11 protein-coding genes are annotated in these 10,485 nt (G+C 65.8%); 8 read left to right on the plus strand and 3 right to left on the minus strand.

What is annotated here, in order from left to right:
• The first annotated feature begins 5 nt into the window (after positions 1–5).
• The 4 genes from HY699_17220 to HY699_17235 all read left to right on the plus strand — a co-directional run bounded on the left by HY699_17220 (position 6) and on the right by HY699_17235 (position 4,093).
• Positions 6–533 (plus strand): isoprenylcysteine carboxylmethyltransferase family protein, encoded by a 528-nt coding sequence (locus HY699_17220; protein MBI4517547.1) that lies wholly within the window; start codon positions 6–8, stop codon positions 531–533.
• 229 nt (positions 534–762) lie between these two features.
• On the plus strand, positions 763–2,268 hold the full coding sequence (locus HY699_17225; GenBank protein MBI4517548.1) for an acetyl-CoA acetyltransferase: 1,506 nt from the start codon (positions 763–765) through the stop codon (positions 2,266–2,268).
• A 79-nt stretch (positions 2,269–2,347) separates the two neighbouring features.
• Complete coding sequence (locus HY699_17230) at positions 2,348–2,800, plus strand: nucleoside deaminase (protein MBI4517549.1); 453 nt, start codon at positions 2,348–2,350, stop codon at positions 2,798–2,800.
• A 48-nt stretch (positions 2,801–2,848) separates the two neighbouring features.
• A complete protein-coding gene (locus HY699_17235) occupies positions 2,849–4,093 on the plus strand; it encodes an aspartate aminotransferase family protein (GenBank protein ID MBI4517550.1) in 1,245 nt (414 codons plus the stop codon).
• Between the two features lie 211 nt (positions 4,094–4,304).
• On the opposite strand, the gene HY699_17240 is transcribed toward HY699_17235, so the two are convergent.
• On the minus strand, positions 4,305–4,697 hold the full coding sequence (locus HY699_17240) for a hypothetical protein (GenBank protein ID MBI4517551.1): 393 nt from the start codon (positions 4,695–4,697) through the stop codon (positions 4,305–4,307).
• Between the two features lie 165 nt (positions 4,698–4,862).
• Between HY699_17240 and HY699_17245 the strand changes: the two genes are divergently transcribed.
• Entirely contained in the window at positions 4,863–5,126 is a 264-nt protein-coding gene (locus HY699_17245; protein ID MBI4517552.1) for a glutaredoxin family protein, read from the plus strand.
• A 65-nt stretch (positions 5,127–5,191) separates the two neighbouring features.
• On the plus strand, positions 5,192–5,944 hold the full coding sequence (locus HY699_17250) for a hypothetical protein (protein ID MBI4517553.1): 753 nt from the start codon (positions 5,192–5,194) through the stop codon (positions 5,942–5,944).
• A gap of 141 nt (positions 5,945–6,085) precedes the next feature.
• On the opposite strand, the gene lnt is transcribed toward HY699_17250, so the two are convergent.
• Both lnt and HY699_17260 read right to left on the minus strand, forming a co-directional pair.
• Positions 6,086–7,624, minus strand: a complete 1,539-nt coding sequence (gene lnt, locus HY699_17255) for an apolipoprotein N-acyltransferase (protein ID MBI4517554.1) — start codon at positions 7,622–7,624, stop codon at positions 6,086–6,088.
• Between the two features lie 101 nt (positions 7,625–7,725).
• Positions 7,726–8,892: an LL-diaminopimelate aminotransferase gene (locus tag HY699_17260; GenBank protein ID MBI4517555.1), complete on the minus strand. Its 1,167-nt coding sequence runs from the start codon at positions 8,890–8,892 to the stop codon at positions 7,726–7,728.
• 205 nt (positions 8,893–9,097) lie between these two features.
• On the opposite strand from HY699_17260, the gene folK reads away from it, so the two are divergent.
• Both folK and fsa read left to right on the plus strand, forming a co-directional pair.
• Positions 9,098–9,595, plus strand: coding sequence for a 2-amino-4-hydroxy-6-hydroxymethyldihydropteridine diphosphokinase (gene folK / locus HY699_17265; protein MBI4517556.1), 498 nt, complete (start codon positions 9,098–9,100; stop codon positions 9,593–9,595).
• Positions 9,596–9,649: 54 nt separating this feature from the next.
• Positions 9,650–10,300, plus strand: coding sequence for a fructose-6-phosphate aldolase (fsa, locus tag HY699_17270; protein ID MBI4517557.1), 651 nt, complete (start codon positions 9,650–9,652; stop codon positions 10,298–10,300).
• The last annotated feature ends 185 nt before the right edge of the window (positions 10,301–10,485 follow it).

Genomic DNA, 10,485 nt, shown 5'->3' on the forward strand with positions numbered 1-10,485 from the left:
ATGTAATGCACAGCTCGGCTGGCGAGCGCCCGTTGCTGTGGCCGCTGATCGGCACGACCGTGTTCGTGCTCTTCGTCGGACCCGGGCCGGTGATCGTGCTGGTGCCCTACTTGCTGACGGGCTGGAACTTGGCGCCCGCGTTCTTCGGCTGGGAAACCACGCGCTGGCTCGGTGTGGTGACGTGCCTGGCCGCCGCGCCGCTGCTCGCCAACGCCTTGGTGGGCTTCGTGCGCCGTGGGCAAGGCACTCCGGCACCGGTGGCGCCGCCGCGGCACCTGGTGGTGGCGGGGGTTTACCGCTACGTACGCAACCCGATGTACATCGGTGTGCTGGCGATGATCGTGGGCCAGGGCGTGTTCTTAGCCAGCGTTGTTGTGTTGCTCTACGCCGCGGGCGTAGCGCTCGCCTTTCACCTTTTCGTGGTGCTTTACGAAGAGCCGGCCTTGCGCCGTAAATTCGGCGACAACTACCGCGCCTACTGCAAACAAGTACCGCGCTGGTTGCCGCGCTGGCGTGCCGCCGGCCTGCAATAGACCTCAACCGTCAACCACAGAGGCGCTCTGGCGCCCGCTCGCGCATCCGCAAAGGCCGGAGCCATTCGCTGCTGGCTACCGGGCGGTCGGCTTCTCAGGGGCGAAAACGGGAGCAACCTACCGCACTCCCCTCCCCACCGGGCGGTTGCCTTACCGTGCGCCGTCGACTAGAGCCGTGGCGCTTGCAGGCGCCCGACGCCCTGCGGACCACGAGACACGAGAGCTACCAATGGCTGATGACCGGACTCCGATTCTGATTGGTGCTGGGCAGTTGACCCAGCGCGACGTGGCCCCCACCGAGGCGAAGCACCCGGTGGCAATGATGGCTGAATGCGCTGGGCGGGCGGCGGCTGACGCGGGTCTGCAAGCGCGCCGGCTGGCGGAGGTGGATCGCTTGGTGGTGGTGAACTTGTTGAGTTGCTCGTACCCAAACGCGCCGCGATTTCTAGCCGAAGAAATCGGCGCGCAGCCCGCTGGTGAGCTGTACACGACCATCGGCGGCAACACCCCGCAGTTGCAGGTCAATGAAACCGCCGCGTTGATCGCCGCCGGCGAAGTGCGTTTGGCGCTACTGGCTGGGGCCGAAGCGGTCTACTCGGTCTCACGCGCGCGCAAAGCCGGAGTGGAACTGAGCTGGCCATCCGGCCCCGCCGGCAGCCCGGTGGTGACGGGCGACGACCGCCAGGGCATGAGCCACGGCGAAATGACCCACGGCATGTTGCTGCCGGCCTCGGTCTACCCTTTGTTCGAGAACGCCCTGCGGGTGCACTACGGCCTCGATCTGGCCGGGCAGCAACGTCAACTCGGCGAGCTCTACAGCCGCTTCTCGGCGGTGGCGGCCGAGAATCGCTACGCCTGGTTCCAGCAGGCGCGCACGCCCGCGGAAATCACCACCGCCAGCGCCCAGAACCGCATGATCGGGTTTCCCTACCTCAAGTTCATGAACGCGATCATCGACGTCGATCAGGCCGCCGCGCTGTTGCTGACCTCGGTCGGGACCGCGCGCGAGTTGGGCGTTGATCCGTCGCGTTGGGTCTACCTGTGGGGCTGTGCCGACGCGCACGATCTCTGGTTCGTCTCGCAGCGCCAGAACTATCACAGCTCGCCGGCCATCCGCATGGTCGGCCGGAAGGCACTGGCGATGGCCGGCCTCGGCATCGACAAGCTCGATTACTTCGATCTTTACAGCTGCTTCCCCTGTGCGGTCGAGATCGGCCGCGACATGCTGGGGATTACCCTCGGCGATCCGCGCTCACTGACGGTGACCGGCGGCCTCGCTTACCACGGCGGGCCGGGCAACAACTACACCATGCACGCCATCGCTACGATGATGGACAAGTTGCGTGCGAAGCCGGGAGCCACGGGCTTGGTCACCGGCCTGGGCTGGTATTTGACCAAGCACTCCGCCGGAGTGTACAGCGCCGCACCCAAGGCCCGGCCGTTCGTGCGTGAAGACCCGAAGTCGTATCAGGCGGCGCTCGATCGTGAGCCTTATCCGGAACTCGTGGACGAGCCCAGCGGGCGCGGCGTGATCGAGACTTACACCGTGACCCACGACCGCGACGGCACCCCGAGCCGGGGCATCGTCATCGGCCGGCTGGACGACGGCCGGCGCTTCCTGGCCAATACCCCCGACGACCGCGCAACACTCGAAAGCCTGATGGCGCACGAAGCAATCGGCGCTCGCGGCACGGTGTCGTCACAGCATGCGTTCAACCGCTTCGAGCCGGCGTGAGAGTAACCTGGCGATGCCCCGCCCCGGTGCACGGAGCACGGCTGCTGGGTCCAGCCAGCGCAGCCCGGACGAGCGGTTCATGCGCCTGGCCATCGCGGCCGCGACCGCCGGCGTCGAGCAGGGCCAGAGCCCGTTTGGCGCCTGCATCGCCCGCGCCGGGCGCGTGGTCAGTTGCGTTCACAACGTCGTCTGGGCCGACACCGACATCACCGGACACGCCGAGGTCAACGCCATTCGCAACGCCTGCCGCGCGCTCGGCACCATCGACTTGTCGGGCTGCACGATCTACTCCACCTGTGAGCCCTGTCCGATGTGCTTTGCTGCTTGTCACTGGGCGCGGCTCGATCGCATCGTGTTCGGCGTCAGCATCGCCGACGCACAGGCGCTCGGTTTCAGGGAGCTGGCAATCTCGAATGTGACGATGAAGGCGCTCGGCGGTAGTAGCGTAGAGAGCAGCGGCGGCTGCTTGCGCGAGGACAATTTACGCCTGTTCCGGGGCTGGCGCCGGCGCCGAGGGCGGCGCGCATACTAGGCCCGCCGGCTGCGTTGTTTTGCGAGCGAATGTGCTACAGCAGCGGGCATGAGCGCCGTTGCCACGCCAGAGGTGTTCGAGCAATTCGCCCGCTACGTGTCGCCGTACAAGGCGGCGACGTGGTCGGGCTACGGCATCGACTTCGTCATCGGCCGCCGCGAGGGCGTCTACCTCTGGAATCTCGAAGGCAGCAAGCGTTTGCTCAACTGCCACGTCAACGGCGGCACCTTCAACCTCGGGCACAGCCATCCGGGTTTGCGCCAGGCATTGCAGCACGCTTGTGATTCGCTCGATATCGGCAATCACCACTTCGTCAGCGCGCAACGCGCGGAGCTGGCCGCGCGGCTCGCGGCAATCACCCCAGGTGATATCCAGTACACCATTTTTGGCGTCGGCGGCGGGGAGGCGGTAGACTGCGCCATAAAGGTTGCGCGCGGTTACACGCGGCGGTCAAAGATAATCAGTGCCGCGGGCGGGTACCACGGCCACACCGGGTTTGCGCTGGCCGCAGGCGATCAGCAGTACCGCGCCCCGTTCGGACCGATGGCCCCGGGGTTTGTGCAGGTTCCCTTCAACGACGTCGAGGCGCTGGCTGCCGCTGTCGACCGCGACACCGCGGCGGTGATCTTCGAGACTGTTCCGGCCACCCTCGGGATGCCGCTGCCGGCGCCGGACTTCTACCGGCGCGTCCGCGAGCTGTGCGACCAAGCGGGGGCGCTGTTCATCGCCGACGAGGTGCAAACCGGGCTCGGCCGCACGGGCAAGATGTGGGGCATCGAGTGGTTCGAGGTGGTGCCGGATATTCTGGTGACCGGCAAGGGCCTCAGCGGCGGGCTCTACCCGATCACCGCCACCTGCCTGCGCCCGCATTTGATCGAGGTCTTTCGCGATGACCCCTTCATTCACGTCAGCACCTTCGGCGGAGCGGAGTTGGGGTGCGTTGTGGCGCTGGCGCTACTCGACGTGATCAATGCACCGGGGTTTCTCGACCGCGTCAACCGGCTGGCGGCGTGGTATGCCGCCGAACTGGAGGGGCTGCGGCGCAAGCACCCGGGCACGCTGGTCGAGGTGCGCCAGCTCGGGTTGTTCATCGGTTTGCGCTACGGGCATCCCCAAGGCGGCCCGCTGATGACTAAGCTCTGCTACGACGCCGGCTTATTTGCCCTCTACGCCAACAACGACCGCAGCGTGCAGCAGTTCCTGCCGCCGTTGATCATCAGCGACAGCGAGGCCCAAGCGACGATCGACATCCTCGATCGCTGCCTCGGGCAACTCCGCGCCATGATCGACTGACGGCCGCGGGCGGGGCCGCGCCAGCGCCACTTTCCCACGCGCGTTGCCGCTGTCAATAAGGGAAACCCTTAGTCGCCGTGGATCCGGCTCGCCTTGCGCGCGGGTCATTTACGAGGTGTCTGCACCGCATGCGAGAACGGCGTTGAAGTCTGGCCCGTCGCTCAGGCTCTTGCATCCGGGCGTGAGATTCAGCCGGCGCGTGAGAGCACGGCTACGCCCCCAACCAGCGGCGGTGACGCCAGACGTAGTGCATCAGGAACGGCCCGAAGCTGAAGCAGGCTAGGTTGATGCCGATCTCCGCCGCCATCTCTGACCCGATCGCCGCGTACATGCCGTGCTCCAGATTGTACAGCGTATCCATCAGGCCCAAGTAGATGAAGGCGCTGCCGGCGGCGATGCCAAACACCACGGCATAGGGCTGCCGGCGGCGCAAGCCCACGGCACAGACCACCGCGGCAATGCCGAGCCAGGCATCGGCGGCCGGGAAGGCCCGCTCGAAAACCAGGTAGCACGGCTCCTGGCTCGATTGCACCGCACCGGTGGTGAAGAACAGTACCCAGTAGAGCAGATTGAGCGCCGCGCTGACCCACAGCGTCACAACCACCGCCCGCAATCCTGCCGGTTCAGACGCTAGCATAGGGGGCCTATAGTACGAGGAGCGCCGCCAAGACAACTGCACTCCGGCTCGGTACTTCCGGCTCGGTGTGAAACCGGCTACGCTGCCGGCGATGGCCCCGGGCATCGCCCGAGGCCAGACGCCATCTCCGCCATGCTCACCCTGACCATCTACAGCCGCCCCGCCTGCCACTTGTGCGACGAGATGAAGGCGGTGGTGTTGCCGCTGGCGGCGGAATTCGGCGCCGTCGTGGAGGAGATCGACATCGACACCGACCCGGCGCTGGCGGCGCAGTACGGCCTCGAGATTCCCGTCCTGTTGCTCAACGGGCGCAAGGCTTTCAAGTATCGCGTGACTGCGGGCGAGCTGCGCGCCCGGCTGCGCCGGGCGTGCAGCGGGATTATTGCAAGCCGTTGATTATCCCTGATATGTAGGCGCCAATCGCAAAAGGTCGGGCGCGCAGCCCGAGGGAGGGAATGGCGATGGAAACAAACCGTGGCATCGTCGCAGGGACGCTGGTAGCGCTGGCGCTGGTGGCTCGAAGCGCCGCCGCCGAGGTTACCATCGACAACTTCAGCAGCGCGGTCAGTACCTACTACGTCACCAACACCAATGTGGCGCAAACGGTCGTGGGCAGTACCACGGTGACCGATCCCGGTCGTGCGGGCGTGATCGGCGGCGTCAGGCAGCTGACGGTCGAGGCACAGTCGCTACTCAATATCCCCGTGCCCGATTACATCGTGTCCGGGGTCGAGCCGATCGGCACCTTCCTCGAATACAATTCGACCGTCAACGGCGACGGCCGCATCGAGCTACTCTACGACCGCGGCGGCGTGGGGTTGAATGCACACCTGGGTCGCGCTTTCGGGATCTTGGTGGCGATTATTAACGCCGACGCGTCGGCACCGCCCTACGATGTAGCCATCACACTGACCGACAATAGCGCCAACTCGGCAACTGTGACTCAGACGGTTCCGGTTCCCGGCGGCCCATTGTCGCTCTACTTCCGCTTCCAGGATTTCGTCGGTGTGGATGCTAACCGGCTGTATAGTATCCAAGTGGTGTTCGACCCGAACACGGCGGCCGACTTGCGGATCGGCCGGATCGAGACCTACGGGACGGCGGTAGCCGCGCCGGTGTTGTCCGGCGGGGCATCGCTGCTGCTGATCGGCGGGCTGCTGTTGGTCGGGCTGCTGGCGCTGGCGCCCGGCGGCGCGCGGCTACACCCACGCTGACGGCGCGCCTGCTGCTGCCGGCGCCATGCACCACGACTGCCGCAGAGCGTAGTACCGCCGATCTGCGCCCGCGATGGCTTATCAGCGCCTTTTCCCAGAAAAAGAAGGGGATAGGAGCAATGGCCAAGAGTATTCTGCCGGCTAAGTCTTATCGCTTACGCGGCGGGGTTTCGAGGCCGTTGTTACGGCGACCAGGCCGAGCGCCGCGGCAACCCAACCGGGCCAGTCACCCCAGCGCGTGTAGAGGCTGCTCTGGTCGAGCAGGCGCACGGTGGCGCGCAGATTCTCGCGCGTGAGCAGACCGGTGCGGGCCACCTCACGGCCTATGGGATCGACCACCGCGCTGACACCGCTGTTGGTGGCTCGCACCAGGTACCTGCGGTGTTCGATCGCGCGCAGCTTGGCCATCGCCAGATGCAGCCACGGCTCCTGCGAATCGCCGAACCAGGCGTCGTTGGCCAGAGTAACCAGCAGATGGGGCTTGGCCTCCAACGCCATCCGCCGCACGAAGACCGGCCGCACGGCTTCGTAACAGATCGGCGTCGAAATCCGCCACGGCCCCAGCAACAGCGGCGGCACCTCGGCGGCGGCGGAGAAGTGCGAGGCGTCCGCGAGCCGTTCAGCGAGTGCGGGAAAGAACTCAGCCAACGGAACATATTCGGTAAACGGAATCAGTAGATTCTTGTCGTAGGCCTCTCGAATCACACCGTCAGCTCCGATGAGAAGGGCCGAGTTGAACTTGAGACGCTGGCCGGTCTCCACGCGCACCGACGAGGCGCCAAAGAGCAGCGGGGCCGAGATATCGCCACGTACCAGCCGGCCTGAGAGCGGCAGCGGCCGCTTGAGACCACGCGTGTAGATGGTCTCCGGCCACACCACCAGATCCAACTCCCCGGCGGCCAGCAGCTCGCGGGTCTGTTCGAGATAAAGGCGATGGTCAACCGCCGCTTGATTGCCCTTCTCATGCACGCCGAGGTTGCCCTGCACCAGACCAACACGCAGAGCCGGCGCGCCGGCGATTGCTTCTTCCATCTGGCGAATGCGCACCGTACCGTAGCCCCAGGCGAGCGCCACGGCGAGCGCGGCCAGCGCCCATGTCAGCCTCGGGCGCGGGCGGCGGCCGCGCATCCACCGCCAAGTCTCGAAGATCGCGACGTTGATCACTGCCAGCAACGCACTCAAGAGCAGCGGCCCACCGAGGTCGCAGATCTGCACCAGGTTGCTGTGCTCAGCCAGGGCGTGGCCAAGATAGACGGGGAAGAGCGCCGGGTAGAGCCACTCGAGGACAACCAGCGACGCGACACCCGCGACGCCCACCGGCCCGCCGTTTCGTCGCACTAGCTGGTAGAGGGCGGCCGAGAGCGCGAAGCGCAGAGCGAACCAGCAGGAGTCGGTAAGCCAGAGCAACGCCCCGAGTAAGACGTTGCCGCCAAGAAAGACCTCGACGATGCGCCACAGCCAGAGATAACCGCCGGCATAGGCAACCCACCCGAAGGTCCAGCCGACGAGCGCCGCCGCGCCCAGCCCTCGTGGGCGGGCCTCCTCTAACGCTCGCCAAAGGACAGCCAGGCAAACGAGCGCCAGCGGCCAGATGCCAAAGCCGACAAAGCCGAGGCAGCAGAGCGCACCGCCGACGCCGGCGAGCAGGAACGGGCGGCCGCGCTCCCAGCGCCGGCTCACCAGATTCTCCCTCTCTTCATGAGCCTCGCTTGCTGAGCCAACGATAGCCCCACCCGGCCGGTGTCGAGCGGGCGGCCGAGAACTAGCGGGCTTCGCCATCTTCACCGCATTGCCGTAGAAATCCGCGCCATGGCTTCCGCTAGCCGATCGTCCGATACGGTCAACGAGAAGCGCACAAACCCTTCCCCATATTGGCCGTAAGCCGGCCCCGAGGCGACGACGACCTGGGCGCGTTCGAACAGCAGCGTAGTGAACTCGAGGCTGGTCATGCCCCGCGGCACCGGCACCCACAGGTAGAACGTACCGCGCGCCGGCCGATAATCGATGCCGATGGCGCGCAGCGTGTCGAGCACCAGAGCCCGGCGCCTGGCGTAGATCGCCAGCATGTGATCGATGTTGCCGGCGCAGTGTTCGAGCGCGGCAATACCGGCATACTGAACGGCGTTGAACACGCCGGAGTCGGTGTTCTCCTTCACTTGCGAGATGGCCGCGATGAGGTCGCGGTTGCCCACTGCCATGCCCAGCCGCCAGCCGGTCATGTTGAACGGCTTGGAGAGCGAGTTGAGCTCGACCCCGACATCTCTGGCTCCGGGGACCGACAGGAAGCTCAGCGGCCGCTCGCCGTCAAAGACAATTTCGATATAGGGATTGTCGTAGCACACCGCGATGTCGTACTGGCGGGCGAAGTCGACCAACTCGCGCAGGAACGCCGGTGTGGCTACCGCACCGGTGGGGTTGTTCGGGTAGCACACGAACATCGCCGTCGCCTTGCGAGCTAGATCGGCCGGAACGTCGGCCAGCACCGGCAGGTAGCCGTGCTCGGGCCGGATCGGAATGCTCACCGGCTGGCCGCCGCCGATGAGGATACTGGCCCGGTAGGCGGGATAACCCGGGTCGGTCATCAGGACCGTATCGCCGTGGTTTACGCGCGCCAGGACAAAGTGGTGGCAGCCTTCCTTCGATCCGATCAGGCCGAGCACCTCGGTAGCCGGATCGAGCGTGACCCGGTAGCGCTTGGCGTACCAGTTCGCGACCGCCTGGCGGAAAGCGAGCATCCCCTTCTCTTCATCCGTGGGGTAGCGGTGATTGGCGGGGTCGCCGGCCGCTTGAGTCAGGGCTTGGATCACCGGGCCCGGAGTGGGCTCGACCGGGTCGCCGATGGCGAGGCTGATGACGTCAATCCCGCTAGCGCGCGCCTGGCCGATCTTCTTGCGCAGCTCCATGAACGGATACGGGGGAATCAGCTTCAGCCGGTCGGCGGGACGCATGGCGGGCTCTCCTTGGTCGGACTCAGGTTGGCGCCCGCACTACCACCCAGTGCCGGCCATCGCAACACCTTCAGCCCGCCATTTGTAAATCGCCGCCGAAGGCGCTATGAGCGCTGGTGCCGCGCTTACGGGCGCGAGTTGTGCCGTCGGATGCGGACGGGGAGCGATGCTCCCCATGGGACAGGGGGGAGGTTTCTACGGCGCCATGCCCCATCGGGCACTGATCGGAATCGGGTCCAACCTCGGGGACCGTAAAGCGAATTATCGCGAGGCTTGCGATCGCATCGCAGCCTTGCCGGCCACCCGTACCGTCAAAGCGTCATCGCTCTACGAGAGCGAACCATTGGGCGACGCCAAGACGTGGTTCGTCAACGCGGTCATCGAGATCGAAACCGAGTGCTCGCCCGCCGAGCTACTCAAGCGGCTACAAGCCATCGAGAAGAGCATGGGCCGCAAGCGGGTGAAGGGCAAACGCTGGGGCTCGCGCATCATCGACCTCGATATCCTCTTCTTCGACAAGGAGGTCATCGACAAGCGCAACCTGGTGGTGCCGCACAAGGAGCTCCACAACCGGCGTTTCGTGCTGGTGCCGTTGTGCGAGCTGGTGCCGCAGATGGTGCACCCGCGGCTCAACCACACCATGTCCGAGCTGCTCGCGGGCCTCAAGGACAAGAAGAAGGTGCACTTGCTGCCCCGTGCGTAAGGCGACGGCCTTTGCTACCATCACCGCCAGCACCCGCAGGCAAGGAGACGCCGAATGAAGCTGTTCATCGATACCGCGGACGTCAACGAGATCCGCGAGGCCGCCAGTTGGGGGATCATCGACGGCGCGACCACAAACCCGTCGCTGGTGGCCAAGACCGGCCGCGATTTCGAGTCGGTAATCAAGGAAATTTGCGCGATTGTGGACGGCCCGATCAGCGCCGAGGTCGTCAGCACCGAGGGGGCCGGGATGGTGGCGGAGGGGGAACGGCTGGCGCGGATGCACCGCAATGTCTGCGTCAAGGTACCGATGTGCATCGAGGGGTTGAAGGCCACCAAATTGCTCAGCGGCCGGGGCGTCGCGGTCAACATGACGCTGATCTTTTCGGCTGCCCAAGCGTTGCTGGCGGCCAAAGCCGGCGCCCGCTTCTTGAGCCCATTCGTCGGACGACTCGATGACATCGGCCACGACGGCATGGATCTGATCGGACAGATCGTCCACATCCTGCACAACTACGATTTCCGCACCGAAGTGATTGTCGCCAGCGTGCGCCATCCCGGGCATGTCGTCCGGGCCGCAGAGATGGGGGCGCATATCGCCACGGTGCCGTTCTCGGTCATTCAGCAGCTGGTTAAGCACCCGCTGACGGATAGCGGCATCGAGCGGTTCTTGGCCGACTGGAAGAAGGTCCCAGCGCGAGCCTGATCAGGCAGGTTTCGCCCGTACGGGCAAGATGCCTGTACCTATTTCCCAGGGTAGAGGCGAAGTCGTCGACGCGACCGCTTGGCCCAGCCCCGGCCACGCGCAGGCGCAGGCGGGCAGACGGTCAGCACGGCATCGTCGGGCCGCTGCGAAGGCAATCGGTCGAGAAAGATGTGCGATGCTGCGGC

It is taken from the genome of Deltaproteobacteria bacterium (assembly GCA_016210005.1).
Lineage (GTDB): Bacteria > Desulfobacterota > Binatia > HRBIN30 > JACQVA1 > JACQVA1.

What these genes read in the sequence shown, in the direction of transcription:
- HY699_17220 (MBI4517547.1), top strand. Translation starts at nt 6, where the DNA reads ATGCACAGCTCGGCTGGCGAGCGCCCGTTGCTGTGGCCGCTGATCGGC.
- HY699_17225 (MBI4517548.1), top strand. Translation starts at nt 763, where the DNA reads ATGGCTGATGACCGGACTCCGATTCTGATTGGTGCTGGGCAGTTGACC.
- HY699_17230 (MBI4517549.1), top strand. Translation starts at nt 2,348, where the DNA reads ATGCGCCTGGCCATCGCGGCCGCGACCGCCGGCGTCGAGCAGGGCCAG.
- HY699_17235 (MBI4517550.1), top strand. Translation starts at nt 2,849, where the DNA reads ATGAGCGCCGTTGCCACGCCAGAGGTGTTCGAGCAATTCGCCCGCTAC.
- HY699_17245 (MBI4517552.1), top strand. Translation starts at nt 4,863, where the DNA reads ATGCTCACCCTGACCATCTACAGCCGCCCCGCCTGCCACTTGTGCGAC.
- HY699_17250 (MBI4517553.1), top strand. Translation starts at nt 5,192, where the DNA reads ATGGAAACAAACCGTGGCATCGTCGCAGGGACGCTGGTAGCGCTGGCG.
- HY699_17260 (MBI4517555.1), bottom strand. Translation starts at nt 8,892, where the DNA reads ATGCGTCCCGCCGACCGGCTGAAGCTGATTCCCCCGTATCCGTTCATG.
- folK (MBI4517556.1), top strand. Translation starts at nt 9,098, where the DNA reads ATGCCCCATCGGGCACTGATCGGAATCGGGTCCAACCTCGGGGACCGT.
- fsa (MBI4517557.1), top strand. Translation starts at nt 9,650, where the DNA reads ATGAAGCTGTTCATCGATACCGCGGACGTCAACGAGATCCGCGAGGCC.